At 69.7% G+C, this 16,090-nt stretch carries 17 protein-coding genes; 5 read left to right on the forward strand and 12 right to left on the reverse strand.

Annotated elements, in window-relative coordinates:
- Nucleotides 1–273: 273 nt before the first annotated feature.
- The 9 genes from ADK66_RS24190 to ADK66_RS24230 form a co-directional block, all read right to left on the reverse strand.
- A complete protein-coding gene (locus ADK66_RS24190; RefSeq protein WP_053659096.1) occupies nucleotides 274–1,383 on the reverse strand; it encodes a GNAT family N-acetyltransferase in 1,110 nt (369 codons plus the stop codon).
- Complete coding sequence (locus tag ADK66_RS24195) at nucleotides 1,380–2,615, reverse strand: MFS transporter (RefSeq protein WP_053659100.1); 1,236 nt, start codon at nucleotides 2,613–2,615, stop codon at nucleotides 1,380–1,382. Before ADK66_RS24195 ends, ADK66_RS24190 begins: the two co-directional genes overlap by 4 nt.
- Nucleotides 2,612–3,019, reverse strand: coding sequence for a thioesterase family protein (locus tag ADK66_RS24200; protein WP_053659102.1), 408 nt, complete (start codon nucleotides 3,017–3,019; stop codon nucleotides 2,612–2,614). Before ADK66_RS24200 ends, ADK66_RS24195 begins: the two co-directional genes overlap by 4 nt.
- A 3-nt stretch (nucleotides 3,020–3,022) precedes the next feature.
- The gene (locus ADK66_RS24205) at nucleotides 3,023–4,201 is read right to left on the reverse strand and encodes an acyl-CoA dehydrogenase family protein (protein WP_082377635.1); all 1,179 of its coding nucleotides are present in this window, start codon (nucleotides 4,199–4,201) and stop codon (nucleotides 3,023–3,025) included.
- Between the two features lie 25 nt (nucleotides 4,202–4,226).
- Complete coding sequence (locus tag ADK66_RS24210; RefSeq protein WP_053659104.1) at nucleotides 4,227–5,210, reverse strand: 3-oxoacyl-ACP synthase III family protein; 984 nt, start codon at nucleotides 5,208–5,210, stop codon at nucleotides 4,227–4,229.
- 8 nt (nucleotides 5,211–5,218) lie between these two features.
- Nucleotides 5,219–6,571, reverse strand: coding sequence for an aminotransferase (locus ADK66_RS24215; RefSeq protein WP_053659106.1), 1,353 nt, complete (start codon nucleotides 6,569–6,571; stop codon nucleotides 5,219–5,221).
- A 36-nt stretch (nucleotides 6,572–6,607) separates the two neighbouring features.
- Complete coding sequence (locus tag ADK66_RS24220) at nucleotides 6,608–7,345, reverse strand: SDR family oxidoreductase (RefSeq protein ID WP_053659108.1); 738 nt, start codon at nucleotides 7,343–7,345, stop codon at nucleotides 6,608–6,610.
- 12 nt (nucleotides 7,346–7,357) lie between these two features.
- The gene (locus tag ADK66_RS24225) at nucleotides 7,358–8,362 is read right to left on the reverse strand and encodes a hypothetical protein (RefSeq protein WP_053659109.1); all 1,005 of its coding nucleotides are present in this window, start codon (nucleotides 8,360–8,362) and stop codon (nucleotides 7,358–7,360) included.
- Nucleotides 8,363–8,426: 64 nt separating this feature from the next.
- Nucleotides 8,427–9,671, reverse strand: a complete 1,245-nt coding sequence (locus ADK66_RS24230) for an acetyl-CoA carboxylase biotin carboxylase subunit family protein (RefSeq protein WP_053659111.1) — start codon at nucleotides 9,669–9,671, stop codon at nucleotides 8,427–8,429.
- Between the two features lie 269 nt (nucleotides 9,672–9,940).
- Between ADK66_RS24230 and ADK66_RS32405 the strand changes: the two genes are divergently transcribed.
- The gene (locus ADK66_RS32405; protein ID WP_231640173.1) at nucleotides 9,941–10,114 is read left to right on the forward strand and encodes a hypothetical protein; all 174 of its coding nucleotides are present in this window, start codon (nucleotides 9,941–9,943) and stop codon (nucleotides 10,112–10,114) included.
- Between the two features lie 161 nt (nucleotides 10,115–10,275).
- Nucleotides 10,276–11,481 carry a helix-turn-helix domain-containing protein gene (locus tag ADK66_RS32585; protein ID WP_053659113.1) on the forward strand — a complete coding sequence of 402 codons (1,206 nt, stop codon included), beginning with the start codon at nucleotides 10,276–10,278 and terminating at the stop codon, nucleotides 11,479–11,481.
- 67 nt (nucleotides 11,482–11,548) lie between these two features.
- On the opposite strand, the gene ADK66_RS31985 is transcribed toward ADK66_RS32585, so the two are convergent.
- Entirely contained in the window at nucleotides 11,549–11,722 is a 174-nt protein-coding gene (locus ADK66_RS31985) for a hypothetical protein (protein WP_167945990.1), read from the reverse strand.
- 328 nt (nucleotides 11,723–12,050) lie between these two features.
- Between ADK66_RS31985 and ADK66_RS24245 the strand changes: the two genes are divergently transcribed.
- Entirely contained in the window at nucleotides 12,051–12,320 is a 270-nt protein-coding gene (locus ADK66_RS24245; protein WP_053659115.1) for a hypothetical protein, read from the forward strand.
- Between the two features lie 104 nt (nucleotides 12,321–12,424).
- Here ADK66_RS24245 and ADK66_RS24250 read toward each other — a convergent pair whose 3' ends face one another.
- Nucleotides 12,425–13,153, reverse strand: coding sequence for an LPXTG cell wall anchor domain-containing protein (locus ADK66_RS24250; protein ID WP_053659116.1), 729 nt, complete (start codon nucleotides 13,151–13,153; stop codon nucleotides 12,425–12,427).
- A gap of 197 nt (nucleotides 13,154–13,350) precedes the next feature.
- On the opposite strand from ADK66_RS24250, the gene ADK66_RS24255 reads away from it, so the two are divergent.
- Nucleotides 13,351–14,286 (forward strand): hypothetical protein, encoded by a 936-nt coding sequence (locus ADK66_RS24255; RefSeq protein ID WP_053659120.1) that lies wholly within the window; start codon nucleotides 13,351–13,353, stop codon nucleotides 14,284–14,286.
- Nucleotides 14,287–14,328: 42 nt separating this feature from the next.
- A complete protein-coding gene (locus ADK66_RS24260; RefSeq protein ID WP_053659121.1) occupies nucleotides 14,329–15,225 on the forward strand; it encodes a maleylpyruvate isomerase family mycothiol-dependent enzyme in 897 nt (298 codons plus the stop codon).
- Between the two features lie 72 nt (nucleotides 15,226–15,297).
- On the opposite strand, the gene ADK66_RS24265 is transcribed toward ADK66_RS24260, so the two are convergent.
- Nucleotides 15,298–16,068, reverse strand: coding sequence for a hypothetical protein (locus ADK66_RS24265; protein WP_053659123.1), 771 nt, complete (start codon nucleotides 16,066–16,068; stop codon nucleotides 15,298–15,300).
- Between the last annotated feature and the right edge of the window lie 22 nt (nucleotides 16,069–16,090).

Here is a 16,090-nt window from a genome sequence, read left to right on the forward strand (position 1 = left end):
CCCGCCTCCCGGGGCTTGCGTGCCCGATCGCGCCGCCGCTGACCTGCTCACGTCAACGCGGCCCGCAAACCGCCGCGCCGGCCCGGCCCGGCTCCGGCCTGCTGGTGACCTCCGGCTATCAGCCTCGACCGTCATCGTGGGACGTAGCCGGTTGCGGAGTGGACCAACAGGCGGAAGCTCATCGGAACGCGCCATGCCGCAGCGGAGCCAGCATCAGCCCTCCATCGGGAACAGGACAACGATGAACGTGGAGCAGCCCCGTACGTCGTCACCTCACCGTTGAACCTGCTCCATGCCCGGCCACCGGCGCAGCGCCCGCTCGGCCTCGTCGGTCATCGGCACCACCCAAGCGTCCCGTGGCCGGGTCACCGCCCGCCGATGCTGCTTGGTGGCGTCCGCCGAGATGGACAGGTCGATGCTGTCCACTCCCACCCGGTACGCCCACGCGATCGGCTGGTGGAAGACGGTCCCGAAGTACACGGGCGCGCCGTCGCTGGCGACCGCGTCGAAGCCGCCCTGCCGGATGTACGCCGACCGGCCGTGCCGGACGATGGAGGCGAAGGCGACGAGGCGGCCGTCGAGGTGTGCCCTTACCAGTAGGGCGTCCTCGCCGAGGTGCCGCAGGTAGGCCTCGTGCAGCGCCCGCGCCTCGGTGTGTCGGTAGTGGTGCCCGTACTTCTCGTACTGGTCGAGTTCCAGCGGCAGGATCTCGTCGAGATCGTCGGAGGTGAGGGGGCGCAGTTCGATGGTGACGCCCGCGTGGGCGAGTTTGCGTCGCTCGGCGTTGACGTTGGTGCGCCGCCGGTTGGGCATCGACGCCAGCCAGTCGTCGAAGCTGGTGCCCGGTAGGTGCAGCACGTTGAGGCCTGGGGAGGGGAGGCGGACGGCGCCGTGCGCGCGGAACGCGGCGGCCAGGTCCTCGTCGTCGCGATCGCAGTAGAGGGCAGCGAGGGTGGCCGCGCCGGCTGCGGCGGCGGCCTGCGCGGCGGCACCCACCACCTGGGTCAGCAGTGTCCGGCGACGCGGCGCGGGGGCGTCGCAGAGGATCTGGCTGTGCCCGGGCCGCCGGCCGCCGAGCAGGTAGTTGGGGAGTACGGCGGGACCGGTCTCCAGGTCGGCGTGGGCGGCGAGGAACAAATCGAGCCGGCTGGCGGCCCACGGGTTGTCGTCGGCGTCGAAACGGTAGGCGGGAGCGTACGCGGCGTGGCCTTCGTCCTGCGTCCAGGCGTGGAAGGAGGCGTTCGGGTGCGCGTCCTGCTCCACCCGCAGCCACCGTTCGTGCAGGTAGAGATCCTGGCTGGTGCGGATCAGCGCCCACACCGAGGGCGGCAGGTCGGCAAGGGAAGTGGTCGTGGTGGCGGGAGCCAACTGGTCGGTGGTCATGTCGCGGGCACCTTCTCTCGTGGGGTGGCCAGGGTCATGGCGGCCCCGGCGACCACGACGAGGGCGCCGGCGACCGGGAAGACGAGGCGGGACGAGCCGAACCCGCCGATGAGGCCGGCGAGCCCCGACCCCAGCGGCAGGCCGCCGAACGCGAACATCCGGTAGGCGGCCGTCACCCGGCCGAGCATCTCGTCGGGCACGGCGCGCTGCCGGTACGAAACGGTGACGACGCTGATCAGCACCACGGCGCCGGTGGCGACGACACCGAGGGCGACCAGCGGGACCTGATCGGTCACGGCGGGCACGGCGAGCCCGGCCGCCAGCAGCACTGCCGAGGCGGCGATGCAGCGGCGTACGGGATACCGACGGGCCAGAGCCGGCGAAGCCATGCTTGTGAGCAGGCCGCCGATGCCGCCGACGGCCAGCAGCAGGCCGTACCCGCCGGCGGTCAGGCCCAGCCCGCCCGGTTCCAGCGCCAGGATCGGCAGGGCCACGTAGTAGGCGGCGAAGCCGCAGTTCACGGCGCAGCCACCGAGGGCGTACGACAGCAGGGGCCGGTCCCGCCACAACACTGTCAGTCCGGTGCGCAATGCCCGGCCGACGCTCTCCCGGGCCGCCGGCGGCGGCACGTGCGGGATCCGCAGGCCGAGCAGGGCGGTGAACGCGGCGAGGTACAGCGCGCCGACGGCGCCGAAGGCGGCGGCCGTGGCCGCGCCGGCGAGCACGCCGCCCAGGGCTGGGCCGAGGAACCGGTTGGCGACCGTCTCGGTCGCCTGCAACCGGCTGTTCGCCGCCTCCAGCCGTTCACCGGGCACCACCCGGGGGGTGCTGCTGTGCAACGCCGTATCGAAGATCGTCTCGCAGACGCCCAGGGTCAGTGCCACCGCGGCGAGCGCCGCGATGCTGCCCCAGCCCGCGGTGAGCAGCACGGCGAGCAACGCGAGGACGGCGAAGCGTACGCCGCTGACCAGCAGCAGCAGGCGACGTCGGTCGACCCGGTCGACGAGCACGCCGACATGCAGGGAGGCGACCAGCCATGGCGCGCGGGCGGCCATCAGCACCAGGGCGACGCTGCCCGCGCCGCCGCCCAGGTGCAGGGCGGCGACGGGCAGGGCGACCTGGTAGATCCCGTCGGCGAGGGTGCCGGCGCCGAACGCGCCCCACAGCCTGGTGAACGGCCGGTTCCCCGTCGCCGTCGAGGGGGGCAGCGACGCCACCGCGGTGCTGCTCATCGCGCCACCGGCCCGGCGAGTGCCTTGCTGTCCAGCCGCTCGACGAAGCGGGCACGGTCCACCACCGCGCGGATGTGCTCGCCGGTGAAGACGACGTCCCGGTCGTCCTCGGCGGTCACCTCGAAGTGCAGCAGCTTCTTGTCGACCCGGGTGAGGCGGGCGTGCAGGCGTACCGTCCAGCCCTGTGGGGTGGCGGCCAGGTGGGTGGCGGTGTGGCCGTACCCGACGGTCATCTCGCCCTCGGCCAGGTGGTCCTCGACCACCCGCATGGCGGTGATCTCGGCCAGCCAGAGCAGCACCGGCGTGGCCAGTACCGGCAGGTCGTTACCCCAGTTCGTCGCGCAGTCGGCGACCTGCACCACGTGGGTGTGGGTGGCGCTCGTCCCGACGTCGATCGGTCGCATCGTTCACCGCCCCCGGTTGCTCAGCATCTGGTTCAGGATGTTCTTGCGCTGCATCTCGGACGTCCCGCCCGCGATCAGGGTGCCCAAGGCGTCCTGGAGGTCGCGGGTGGTGTCGCCCCGCATGTAGCCGAGGTGCCCCCGCAGCCGCATCAGGTTCTGCGCGGACTCGACGAGCCCTTCGGAGCCGAGCAGCTTCGCCACCGAGCAGCGCAGCGAGGCCTGCGGGTCGCGGCGCACCAGAGCCTCGATGCCGGCGAGGGCGAGGGCCCGGGACACCTCGATCGCGATGCGGATGTCGGTGAGCCGGCCCTGCACGTACTGGTGGTCGATGATCGGACTGCCGAATGCCTGCCGCTCCCGGGTGTAGCGCACCACCTCGTCCAGGCGGGGCTCCAGGTACGCGGCGGCGACCAGGCCGTACAGCGCGCGGTCGAAGCTGATGATGTCGTACAGGGTGGACAGTCCGTCGCCGGGCCGGCCGAGCACCGCTTCCGCCGGCAGGCGCACGTCGTCGAGGTGCAGCGCCCCGGTGGGGCTGGTCCGCAGCCCCAGCAGCCGCTCCGGGTCACCCCGGCGTACACCGGGGCTGTGCAGGTTCAGCACGAACAGGGTGATGTCCCGGCGACCCAGTTCCGGCACCCGGGCCAGGATGAGGGCCCGGTCGGCGACGGGGGCGTTGGTGATGTGGTCCTTCGAACCGGACAGCACCCAGCCGTCGCCGTCGGCTTGGGCCTGGGTTCGGATCCGGGCGACGTCCGAGCCGCCCTGGGTCTCGGTGAGCGCTGTCGCGCCGACCGCGCCGTTGAGCAGCGACGGCAACACGGTGCGGTGGTGCCAGGCGGTGCCGTGCTCCACCAGGGCGCGGACGAAGCCGGCGTGGGCGATCAGCGAGAGGGTGAAGCCCAGGTCGCGGCCGCCCCGGGCGATGTCGGCCAGGGCCTCGGCGAGGTCGAGCCAGCTACCGCCGTCGCCGCCGAGCGAGGGCGGTACGCCGATCCGCCACAGCCCGTGGTCGGCCATGTCCCGCCAGGAGACGCGGTCGAGGATCTCGGCGTCGTACGCGTAGGCGGCGCGCGGTGACACGCATCGGGCGGCGATCCGGTTGAAGTCGACGGCTGGGCGTGGGGTTGCCGGCTCCTGGCGTACGCCGGGGGTGGCCTCGGGCATGAGGGTGATGGTCATCGGGACTCCGGTCGGTTGTGGATGGTCAGTACCAGCGCAGGACGACGGTTCCCGCGGTCATGCCGCCGCCGACGGAGGCGAGGACGACGATGTCGCCACGGCGCAGCCGGCCCGCTGCCACCGCCTCGTCGAGGGTGATCGGTACGGAGGCGGCGGCGGTGTTGCCGTACCGTTCGACGGTCGTCGGCACCTTCTCGCGGGGCATGCCGAGGCTGTGGGCGACCGCGTCGATGAGCCGGGCGTTCGCCTGGTGGGTGATGAGCAGGTCGACGTCGGCCACACCGAGTCCGGCCACCGCCAGCGCCTGCTTGATGGAGACCGGCAACGCGGTGGTGGCGAAGTCCCAGACCCGTGGCCCGTCCATCCGGAAGTAGTGCCGGCGGGCGGCGACCGTATCGGCGCTGGCCGGTTCGGTCGTACCTCCGGCGGGGATGCCCACGACGTCCCGTTGGGTGCCGTCGGTGGTCAGGTGCGAGCCGAGGATGCCGTACCTGTCCGGCACCTGGCCGAGGACGACGGCACCGGCACCGTCGCCGAAGAACACGCACGAGGTGCGGTCCTGGTAGTCCAGGATCTTGCTGTAGACCTCGCAGCCGGTGACGAGCATCCGCCGGTACTGGGCGGAGGCGCACATCAGGCCATGGGCGACGGCCACCCCGTAGACGAACCCGGCGCAGACCGCCGAGACGTCGAACGCCGGCCCGGTCATCAGACCCAGTTCCGCCTGCACCCGGCACGCGGTGGCCGGCTGAACCTGGTCGGGCGAGGAGGTGGCGACGACGAGGCCGTCGATCTGTTCGGTGCTCAGACCAGCCGCCGACACGGCACGCCGGGCGGCCAGGATGCCCAGGTCGGAACTGCTGGTGTCGGTCGTGGCGCGGCGGCGTTGCCGGATGCCGGTGTGCGAGACGATCCATTCGTCGCTGGTGTCGACGATTCGCGCCAGGTCGTCGTTGGTGACGACCTGCTCGGGCAGGTACGCGCCCGTGCCCAGGATGCCGATGCCCATGCCCGCCCCTACTCCGCCGCACCCGCGGGCTCGACGTGGCGGGCCCGGCGGAACCGCTCGTACGCGGTGGCCAGCCGGTCGACCATGCGTTCCAGTTCGTCGTCGGAGCTGATCAGCGGCGGGGCGAAGACCATGGTGTCGCCCATGGCCCGCAGCAGCACCCCTTCGGCGGCGGCGGCCTCCAACAGCGCCGGCCCGACCTGCCCGGTGCCGAGGCCGAAGAACGCCGGATCGACCTCGACGGCGCCGAGCAGCCCGTACGCGCGGACGTCGCGGATGCCGTCGGCGCCCCGGAACTTGTCCAGCGCGTTGGCCAGGACCGCGCCGGCGGCCCGGACCCGGCTGGGGATGTCCCGCTCGCGGAGGATGGCGATCGTCTCCCGGGCGACGGCCGCGGCGACCGGGTGGCCGGAGTAGGTGAAGCCATGCCCGAAGGATTGGAACTCCTGCGAGCCTTCGGCGAGCGCGGCGCAGACCCGCTCGCCGACCAGCACCGCCGAGATCGGCAGGTACGCCGAGGAGAGCCCTTTGGCTACGGTGATCAGGTCCGGGCGCAGGTCGAACTCGGTGGTGGCGAACATCGAGCCGGTACGGCCGAAGCCGGTGATCACCTCGTCGGCGATGAACAGGATGTCGTGGCGGGCGAGGACCTCCTGTACCCGCTGGTAGTAGCCGGCCGGGGGGATGATCAGGCCGCCCGCGCCGAGGATGGGTTCGCCGATGAACGCGGCGATGGTCTCCGGTCCCTCCTCGGCGATCAGCTCCTCGAGCTCCTGGACCAGCCAGTCGACGTGGCGTTCCGGGCCGAGGTCCCGGGCGACCGGCGAGAGCGGGTCCGGGCAGTGCACCCGGAGGAAGCCGGGAATCGGGGTGCCGAATCCGGCGTGGATGTGGCTGAGCCCGGTGGCGGAGGCGGCGGCCGTGGTGGTGCCGTGGTAGCCGCACCGGTGCGACAGGATCTTGCGGCGTTGCCGCCGTCCCAACGCCTGGTGGTAGTACCAGGCGAACTTGATGGCGCTGTCGTTGGCCTCGGATCCGGAGTTGGCGAAGAAGGTGCGTCCCATCGGGATCGGGGCGATGTCGGCGATGTCCTCGGCGAGGGCGAGCGCGACGTCGTTGGTGCGGTGGTTGAACGAGCCGTAGAAGGGGAGTCGGGACAACTGCCGGGTGGCGGCCTCCACGAGCCGCGGCTCGCTGTAGCCCAGCGTCACGCACCACAGGCCGGCGACGCCGTCGAGGTATGCGCGGCCGTCGGTGTCCCAGACGGTGACGCCCTCGCCGCGGGTGATGACGTGGGGTGCGGAGGGCAGGTGCACGGGGGTGTGCGGTTCCAGCATGGTGGCACCGAAGGATTCGCTCATGACACTCCTGTCGGGAGGCGGGGAGTCGGCGGGCGGTCAGCGACCGCCGCCGACCTCCAGCACGGAACCGGTGACGTAAGAAGAGGCGTCGGATAGGAGGAACCAGACCGCCTCGGCTACCTCGTCCGGTGTGCCGATGCGGCCCAGGGGCACGGTGGGGCGCAGCAGTTCCGGCCGCTGCGGCACACCGTTGTCCCGGTGCAGGTCGGTGTCGATCAGGCCGGGGGCGACCGCGTTGATCCGGATCCGTTCCTCGGCGAGTTCCCGCGCCGCGCCCCAGGTGTGTGCGTTGACAGCCGCCTTGAGTGCGGCGTAGTGGACCCATTCCCCCGTTCCACCGGTACGGGCGCCGGTGGAGGAGACGTTGACGATGCGGCCGCCGACACCACCTCGGCTGACGGCCATCCGGCGGGCCGCCTCACGGGTGCACAGCAGCACGCTGCGCAGCACGGTGCGGTACGCCAGGTCGGCCTGGTCCATCGTCAGGTCCATCACGGTGGCCAGGCCACCGGTGCTGGAGGCGTTGTTGACGAGCGCAGTCAGCGGCCCGAGCCGGTCGACGGCGGTGTCGAAGAGCCGGCGTACGTCCTCTTCGACGGAGACGTCGCCGCGGACCGCGACGGCGTCGCCACCCTTGTCCCGGATCTCGGCGGCCAGCGCCTCGGCGGCCCCACTACTACGCAGGTAGTTGATGCAGACGGGCATTCCCGCGCTCGCGGCCCGCCGGGCCACGGCTGCGCCGATCCCGCGCCCAGCACCGGTGACGATGAGCATGGTCGGCCTCACTCACCCGTTCACGACGCCGTACCGGTCCTCCAGGAAGAACTCCTCGAAGGCCTGCAGGCTGTAGACGTTGTGGGTCTTGAGCAGCCACCGGTGCCGCAGCGACTCGACGTCGCGGATCTCGCGTACCTCGCGGCCGTGGATGACGTGGTGGTTGGAGAAGGTGACCGAGTCGCCGGGCCGGGACACCCGCAGCTTCTTGCGCCGGTGCAGCGCGGCGACGAATGCGTCAAGCGCTGCCTGCGCCTCCTCGTCCAGGCCCTCGGTACGCCCTTCGAAGACCTTGGCGCCCTGTCCCTCGATCAGCACCGGGTGGTCCTTGGCTCGGCCGAGCCGGACGTTCGCGCTGTGCTTGGAGACGTCGTCGAAGGGGGTGTAGAAGCGCGGTGAGGAAAGGATCTCGACCTGCCTGTCGGTCAGCTCCTCGACAGCGTGTCGGGTGACGGTGAAGGTGGAGTAGACCTCGTTCTCCGGGGTGTCCCGCAGGGTCAGCGTGTTGACGAAGTCGGGGCAGACGAAGTGGTTGGTGAAGTCGCGGTGGAATCGCAGGGTGCCCAGCGTCTTCTGCGACTGGGTGTCGTACATGGACTGCTTGGGGTAGATGTCGTGGAACAGGTCGCCGTCGTTGACGCTGAGGTGACCGATGATCTCGGTGCGGGTGAGCACGGCGTACAGGCCCAGGAAGCCCTCCGCGACAAACGTCTTCTTGCGGCTGCGCTTCTCGGACACCGGGTCGTCGGAGGTGAAGACCGGCAGGTCCCTGTCGATCGGCGCGTTTCCGAGCACGACGAACGGCTCGCGGGAGAAGTCGCGCAGCATGGACATTTCACAGAATTCGACGAATCGGGCGGGCAGCCGGGTGTCGTCCTTGAGCCGGGCAAGCTCGTCGAGGTAGGTGGTGATGTCGCCGTACGGGCTGGCCGTCACGTCGCGCAGGGCGTCGTGCAGGCCGGCCGACTCGGCCGGGGTGAAGACGAAGTCGTAGTCGATGAATTCGGGCTCGGCCATGGTGTTCTCCCAGTCAGGTGTCGGCCTCGGCGGCCGGGTCGGGTGGGGTCGGCTCTTCGGGCGGTCAAGCCGCAGTGGTGAGAGGCTGGTGTTTGTCCAGGCGATACAAGTCCTTCCGCAGTTCCTCGATGTCGTCGTTCCAGAGCAGGACGGAGGCGGCGAAGTCACGGATGTCGCTGGCGGCCGTGGTGAGCTCGCCCACCTCGACATTCCACGTCCAGCGGTGATCGGAGCCCAGGTCGACGGCAGTCCTGTCGACCACCCGCCCACCGGGCTTCGGGAAGTACACGTAGGCGGCGTACGGGCCGCGGCGCGTCGGCACATTGAGCTGCTCGCCGCGTTGCAGGCGGAACAGCGCCTCCTCGACGTTGACGCCGTAGCGGATCTCACTGGTGAAGGGGATGAGGGCCGCGGGGGCCCGGGCTGCGATCTCGAGGAAGACCAGCTCGCCGTCGGGCTGCCGGAACACCTCGTGGTGGAACACGCCCCGGGCGGGCTTGTCGGGCAGCGCGTCGAGGACCCGGCGGTTGAATGCCAGCAGCGGCTCGTACGCCGGGTCGTCCTCGGGCAGGGTGAAGCTGCAGCTCAGTTTGCCGGCGATGTAGTCGTAGCAGGGGTAGAGGTTCTCGTTGACCCCGACGTGCAGGATGCGGCCGTCCTGGACCAGGCTGTCCAGGTGGTAGAGGGTCCCGGTGACGAACTCGTCGATTTCCCACCCGCCGGGGGCGTCGTCGCCGAGCCGTTCGGTGGCCCACTGGGCGAGGTCGGCGCGGGTGTCGATCCGGCGGGTGCCGACGCTGCCGGACTCGTTCGTGGGCTTGACGAAGGCGGGCAGACCCACCTGGTTGACGATGTGGTCGAGGTGGGCCTGCGGGTCAGCCCGGTGTGCCTCGGCGTCCCAGGCCACATGCCGGGGCAGGCGTACGCCGGCGTCGCGGAGCGCGGCCTTCATGGCGAGCTTGTCGACGAAGGGCTGGACGTTGTGCGGGAGATCGCCGGGGATGCCGAGCCGGGCCCGGACCTGCGCGACGGTGCCAAGTGAGTACTCGTCATGGCAGAGCAGGCGAATGTCGTCCCGTTCGGAGGGTGCCAGCGCGTCGCGGATAGTGGTGACGGCCTCGGTCAGACCGTCGGTGTCGAACCGTTCGGGTACGACGATGTGGGCGAAGACGTCCGATCGGTTGCGGCGGCGCAGCCGGTCGAGGTTGACCGGGCTGGTGATCAGCGCGAGACGCCGGTGCGGGCGGGCCAGCAACGCCGGATCGATGCGGAAGGACGCCACGTCCTGGACGACGATGTCTGTTCGCACGGGAACTCCTCATCCGTGACGATCGCGTGGTGGATCACGCGATTGCGGGTGACCGCATCGATCGGCGGTCGTCTCTTCGGATAGGAAGCTAGGCCCCGTCGCTTCGCCTTGTCAACATTTGGCAATGAGCAAGTCAAGGCGAGTCAAGATTCTTTTCGTTCCGGCTTGCCGGACACGGGGGGTGGACTTACGGTGGCGCTTGGCAACCCCCGGTCGGGCCGGCAGATCCGCCGGCCTGTTGTCCCGCCGACCCACATTGCGAGGAGCACATGACACCGAAACTGCCGATCGGCCTTATGTTCTGCCTCCTTCTGCTGCTGGCAGTCGCAGGCCCTGCCGCCGCCGCCCACGCGGTGCGGCCCGCGCCCGCCGCGTCCGTCGATGTGGTGCAGATCCATCCAGGCGCCGACGGCGTCGCCGACGGCGACATCGACTGGCCTTGATCGACTTCGGGGCCGGCCGCTTCGGAAATGTGCGGTATGGTGCGGCCGGCCCTTCGCTCGACCCGTCCTGGTGGCAGACCTTTGACAAGGTCTTTCCAATTAGGCAACACTTCAAGCACGAGAGCGGCAGGGGGAGACGCCAGGTAGAAGCAGGTGAGACGTTGACTGACCCACTGGAGCAACCGGAGTTCGGCCAGCGGCTGCGCGCGCTGCGCCGGGAACGCGGCCTGTCCCAGGCCGACGTGGTCGGGCCGGGGATGTCGGCGGCGTACCTCTCGCGGCTGGAGTCCGGCGCCCGCCCGCCGACCGCCCGGGCCATCCAGTACCTCGCCGAGAAGCTGAAGGTGCCGTCGTCGGCGTTCGGCGCCGAGCAGTCCGACGACCTCAGCACGGTGCTGGCGACCGTCACCTCCAGCGAGGACGGCAACACCGTGGAGCCGATCATGTCGGCGGTACAGGCGGACGGCCAGGCCCAGGCAGCCACCCGCTGGCACGCCCTGTGGATCCTCGCCCGGCTCCAGATCAAGCAGGGACGGCGCGCCGAGGCCCTCAAGACCCTGGAGGCCCTGGCCGAGCTCAGCACCGAGGTGGCGTCACCGGAACTGGAGATCCGGGCCCGCAACCAGTTGGCCCGCTGTCACCGCTCCCTCGGCGACGTCGCCGCGGCCCGTGCCAACGCGCTCCAGGCACACGCCCTGGTCGCCGCGCACGAGGTCCCCGCCTCCGACATGGCCCGTACGCTGATGACCCTGGTGTCGATCGAGGCCGAGTCCGGCCACTCGGCCGAGGCCCACGTCCACATCACCATGCTGGAGTCGATCATCCCGGAGCTGCCGGTGGTGTTGCGCGTGGAGGCGTTGTGGACCACGGCCTCGGCCCTCACCAGGGAGGGCGACCACAAGGGATCCGCCGAGCTGATCGAGCGGGCTCTCGACGAACTCGACAGCCGCGACGACCTCACCCTGTGGCTGCGGCTGCGACTGGCCGCGGCTTCCCTCTACCTGCAGATGCGCCAGCCCGCCACCCAGGAGGCGCAGTGCCGGCTGGCCCAGGCGGAGAGCGCCCTCGACCTGGTCGGCACCCCCCGCCTCGCGGAGGAGTTCGCCTTCCTCCAGGCGCTGCTCGCCTTCCATCAGGGCGACCTGGAGGTGGCGGGGGAGCGCAGCGAGGAACTGGCCGGCCGGACCCGCTACCTGTCCTTCCGTGACCGGATCCGGCTCGACCTGCTGCGTAACCAGGTGCGGCTGATCCGCGGAGACCGGGCCGCCGCCATCACTGAACTCCGCAGCCTGGCCACGCAGGCGCAGGACGCGGGCTATCGCGACCTGGCCACCGAGATCTGGCGTACGCTCGCCGACCTGCTCTGATTCCCGCCGGGGCGCCCGACGGGGACGGCCCCGCGCCCGGCCGAAGCGGGAGCGCGGGGCCGGCGGGTCAGCGGACCAGCGCTGTCACCAGCGTCCCGATGCAGGCGACGATGGCGGCGATGATCGGACTGAGCGTCTTGACGTACGCCAGGATGATCCGGTGCCTGTCGGACTGCTCGGCAACGGGTTCGTCCTCGTCCCCTGGTGTCTCGAAGTCTGACCCGCGAGGGATTACAGTCAACGTGACTCCTTCCGTTGCAGCGGTGGAGTCGAATGCGGCGTCCGGTGGCAGCCGGGCGCCGCCCTCTGTGTGAGGCGGCGCAGTACCGTTCGACGATTCGAGCATCCTCTCGGCGGACGGCTAGCACAAGAGTCGACATTTCACTGTCGGGTACCTGACAAGCAGATGCATCATATCGAGAAAATTTCGGTGCTACCTCTTGCCAAATGCAATTTTCCGTGAAGCTGTTCTACCGAGCGTGACTGCACTGAAGCGGATGGTGAGCAGGCGGACGGTCCGGTCCGGCGGACAGCTAGCTGCGTTGCAGGCAGTACTGGATCCTGATCGGATGAGCCAGGAGCAAGCGCAGGTGCTGACCCGTGGTGTCAACTGTGCAGTCGTGCAGCTGGTGGGCCGAACATTTCCCGGCATCCATCTGCAGGGCGACACGTTCGCAGGGGTCTGGACGCAGCTGGCCGACGCAGCTCGTACCCTGCGCGAGGACCCCGGTAACGGCGAGGCTCTCGACGACCTGGACTACGCCATCGAAGAGCTGAAGGGCTTCCTCGGCTATTACGAGGCGACGCTCTCGGAGCGAGGGATCCGGCGGCCGTATTGACGAGGGCGGTCACCGTGGCACGGTTCCCGGCGCAAACACGAAACGACCCCCGCCGAACACAGCGCCCGGCCCACGAAGCATCGGGCCGGGCGCTGTCGATTGGGCTATGCCACGAAGCGGGAACGGCGTCGGCGTCCGATGAGGTAGCCCGCCCCTCCGAGGAGCAGAAGCGCGCCGCCAACGCTGGCCACGGTCGCGGTGTCGGCACCGGTCACAGGCAGCCCACCGCCATCGCCGCCCGAGGCGCCCGCGCTGTCGGAGGACGAGGGGGTCGGTGCGACGGTCGTCGTGGCGCTCGGTGAGGCGGATGGCGTCGGCGTCGGCTGGGACGTCGGCGTTGGCGTCGGCTGAGCCGCGCAGTCAAGCGCACGTCCGGCGTACACGCCGTCGTTCAGGTAAGCCAGGAAGGCCTCGACGGTGCCCGTGTCGAGCGTCTTCTGCGCGGCTGCCCGCACGTTGACGCCAGCGCCCGTCATCGTCTGGCCCACACCGATCCGCAGATCCGTTGTCCAGATCCTCTGCGCGTCCGTCTTGAGGAACGCGCGGAGATCATCTGAGGTGCCGTTGAGCCGCTCCTGCAGTGCTCCAGGCAGAACGGTCAACTTGTTGGTGTCTGCCTCGTGCAGGATTCGGGCGGCCAACAGCCGCACCTCCACGATGGCGGCGGTGTCCAGGTCGATTGTGTAAAGCGAGCGGATGTCCTTGTACACCTTGCGCTCGACCGTCTGGCAGGCCGCATCCAGCCCGGGCGATTGGGCTTGAGCCACCGCCGGTGCCGCCGGAATCAGAAAGGCCAGCGCTAATAAGGCGCTGGCCGGGGTCTTCCATCGCATGTGTGTTTCCTCCCCCGCTACAGATCAAAACATGGGGATATTACAGGCGGTGGGATGAAAAGCAAGATGGATTGACATCCTGGAACGCGGCCGTGACCGTCCACTGCCGACTGAGCATTCTCGGAGATGCACGGGAATCGCTTTGAGTGACATCATCACCGCGCACAGTCATCAGGGGGCTGACAAAGGAGAGATGGATGACGGAAACGCGCACCACAGCAAGCCAACAGGTTTCGAGCGTCTCCGTTGATCCTCGACCCCAGCGCAACGGCGTCATCATCGCGGCCAGCGTCGCGGCTGGTGTCCTGCTGGCGGTGCTGTGGTCCTACGAGTTCGTCGACTCGGTCATCGGTGACAACGTCGCCAGCGGCCTTCTCGGTCACGACGCGAAGGAGACCGCGATCGCCGGTACCGCCGCCGGCCTGATCTTCGCGTTCGTGTCGGGCCTGGCGGGCACGTTCACCGCCTGCAACATCGCGATGATCGCGTCGATCGGGCCGCTCAGCGCGGCCAGTAGCGGCACCAGTGCCCGGCTCCGTCTGCTGTTGCGGCCGGTCGCCTACCTCACCCTGGGGATGGTCGTCGTCGCCGCGGTGTACGGGTTCGTCGGAGTCCTGCTGGGGGACAGGCTTCCGCAGTTGTCGACCGAGACCGCAGGCGGGGTGCCGGTTCGCATCATCCAGTCGTCGGTGGTGTTCGGCCTCATCGGGTTGGCCCTCATCTACCTCGGGTTGGCCGCGATCAAGGTGGTGCCCGACCTGTTCGCCGATCGTCCGGTCGCGCGGGTGGTGACCCTCGGCGCGCTCATCGGCGGGTTCCTCATCGGCCGGCCCTATCCGTTGTTCAACAAGCTCTTCCACTGGGCGGTCGACAGCGGCAACCCGTTGTACGGCTCAGCCGCGTTCGTCCTCCAGTCCCTCGGCAACATCGTCGTGGTCACCGCGCTGTTCGCGCTGCTGATCCTCCTCACCCGGGGTCGGTTCATCACCTGGCTCGCCTCCGACGTACGGCGCAGCACGGCGCTCAGCGCAGCCCTGCTCATCGCCCTCGGCGTCTTCACCGTCGTGTACTGGGACATCCGGGTGCCTGCCATCTTCGGCTTCGGCTGGTTCCCGACCATGTTCTACAACTGACACCTGCGCCATCAGGGGCACAAGCGATGAAGCGAGGGCTCGATGTTGTTCGACGTGACTGGCGCAGGCGCTGCGGACAGGTGGCGCCTGGCCCACACGGCACTGCGGGCGGCCACCGATCGGTTCACCGATTTGGTGGCCGCCGCGCCGTCGCCAGAGCTCATGGTGACCGCCGACTGGACGGTGGCGGACACGGCGGCGCACGTGGTGTCGATAGCGGTGCTGTACGTGGCAAGGCTGGAGGACGCCGAGGTCCCCATCCCGGTGCCGGGCCTGGAGGACATGCTGGCCGTCACGAACGTCGACACGGTGGCCGACGTCAACACCCACGTGCTCGCCCATTTCCGTGAGCGCGACCCGGCGGTACTGCTGGCGCGGTTGAACGCGGCGGTCGACGGTCTGCTGGCCACGACTGCTGACCCGCAGTCGACGGTGAGCTGGCTGGGCAACGCGCGGGTGACGGTCGGTGGTCTGTTCGCCCACCTGACGAACGAGCTGCTCGTGCACGGCTGGGACATCGCACGGGCATTGCGTCGGCAGTGGCCGATGCCGGACGAGCACGCCGCGCTCTACTGGGATCTGTTCATGTTCGACATGCTGCGTGACACGTACGGGGTGTTGCTCAACACCGAGCTGCCGATGCCTCGCCACCACGTGTCCGTGCAGTTCCGTTCGCCGTACACGACGACCACGACGCTGACGCTTGGCGACCGTAGGGTGTGGATCGCGCCGGCCGATGGCCCGTTCGACGCGCGTGTGACATTCCGTCCCGCCAGGTTCAACCTGATGATGTTCGGCCGGATCAGCATCGCGCAGGCGGTGCTGCGGCGCGACGTCGTCATCGGTGGGCCGAGGCCGTGGCGGCTGCCCGCGTTCCTCCGGGTGGTGCACATGCCCAATGGGCGGCTCGCGCCCAAGCCAGCAGATCGGCGCGGTTGATCGCGCCTCGACAGCCTGCTGACGCGACGGTGCCCTCCGGAGTGAGATCCGGAGGGCACCATTTCCGTCTGATCAGAGGAACTTGTACATCTCCTCGGAGGCCGCCTCGGTCTCGTTGGCCGGCGGGGCCTTCACGGTGACCGGTTCGCCGAAGCCACTCATCTTCATCTCGGTGACGAGGTCACCGACGCTCTTCGTGGCGATGGTGTAGGACAGCGCGGTGAGCCGGCCCTCGCTGTCGAGGGTCGCCTCGAACGGGATCGCCGCCGGGTCCTTGGCCAGTTTGGCGGTCGCCTCGAGGCCCTCGCGCATCCCGCCGTCCGAGCCTGCCGTTTCGGCTGCCTTGTTCAGGTCGGCGACACCGGTGTAGCGGCCGGGGCTGACCTCCTGGGCGCTCACGACGCCGCCGATGATGCCGGTCTGCGCCTTGAGGTCGAACGACTGGCGCATGGTGCTGGTCGGCTTGAGCTTGTTGAGGTCGATCTTCATCCACGGCTTGCTGCCGTCCAGCGAGTCCGACTTGATGTAGGCGACGTCGCCGATCAGGCGGGCCTCGACCGGCTCGGGGGCGTTCCCGGTGACCTGGATCGCCTTGGCGGTGGGGTCCATCTTTCCGCTGAGGGTGATGTTCTGGTTGCCAGCCTTGACCGAGGCGTCCATGGTGACCGTGTTGGTGAGGCTGCGGTCCATTCCCTGCCGGATGGCAGCGACGGGCTCGACCTTCGACGTCTCGGGGGCGGCGGCGGAAGGCGCGGACCCTCCGGTGTCACTGGAAGTCGTGCCGCAGCCGGCCACGAGGGCGGCGGTGATGGCAATCGAGAGGGTTGGGATCAGTCGACGCATAGACGTGACCCTAACGGGGCGG

Source organism: Micromonospora sp. NRRL B-16802 (assembly GCF_001279555.1).
Taxonomy (GTDB): domain Bacteria; phylum Actinomycetota; class Actinomycetes; order Mycobacteriales; family Micromonosporaceae; genus Micromonospora; species Micromonospora profundi.

Bases quoted from the DNA above. Each gene is read 5' to 3' on its own strand.
- ADK66_RS24190 (WP_053659096.1), bottom strand. From the start codon at position 1,383: ATGACCACCGACCAGTTGGCTCCCGCCACCACGACCACTTCCCTTGCC.
- ADK66_RS24195 (WP_053659100.1), bottom strand. From the start codon at position 2,615: ATGAGCAGCACCGCGGTGGCGTCGCTGCCCCCCTCGACGGCGACGGGG.
- ADK66_RS24200 (WP_053659102.1), bottom strand. From the start codon at position 3,019: ATGCGACCGATCGACGTCGGGACGAGCGCCACCCACACCCACGTGGTG.
- ADK66_RS24205 (WP_082377635.1), bottom strand. From the start codon at position 4,201: ATGACCATCACCCTCATGCCCGAGGCCACCCCCGGCGTACGCCAGGAG.
- ADK66_RS24210 (WP_053659104.1), bottom strand. From the start codon at position 5,210: ATGGGCATCGGCATCCTGGGCACGGGCGCGTACCTGCCCGAGCAGGTC.
- ADK66_RS24215 (WP_053659106.1), bottom strand. From the start codon at position 6,571: ATGAGCGAATCCTTCGGTGCCACCATGCTGGAACCGCACACCCCCGTG.
- ADK66_RS24220 (WP_053659108.1), bottom strand. From the start codon at position 7,345: ATGCTCATCGTCACCGGTGCTGGGCGCGGGATCGGCGCAGCCGTGGCC.
- ADK66_RS24225 (WP_053659109.1), bottom strand. From the start codon at position 8,362: ATGGCCGAGCCCGAATTCATCGACTACGACTTCGTCTTCACCCCGGCC.
- ADK66_RS32405 (WP_231640173.1), top strand. From the start codon at position 9,941: ATGACACCGAAACTGCCGATCGGCCTTATGTTCTGCCTCCTTCTGCTG.
- ADK66_RS24245 (WP_053659115.1), top strand. From the start codon at position 12,051: ATGAGCCAGGAGCAAGCGCAGGTGCTGACCCGTGGTGTCAACTGTGCA.
- ADK66_RS24250 (WP_053659116.1), bottom strand. From the start codon at position 13,153: ATGCGATGGAAGACCCCGGCCAGCGCCTTATTAGCGCTGGCCTTTCTG.
- ADK66_RS24255 (WP_053659120.1), top strand. From the start codon at position 13,351: ATGACGGAAACGCGCACCACAGCAAGCCAACAGGTTTCGAGCGTCTCC.
- ADK66_RS24260 (WP_053659121.1), top strand. From the start codon at position 14,329: ATGTTGTTCGACGTGACTGGCGCAGGCGCTGCGGACAGGTGGCGCCTG.
- ADK66_RS24265 (WP_053659123.1), bottom strand. From the start codon at position 16,068: ATGCGTCGACTGATCCCAACCCTCTCGATTGCCATCACCGCCGCCCTC.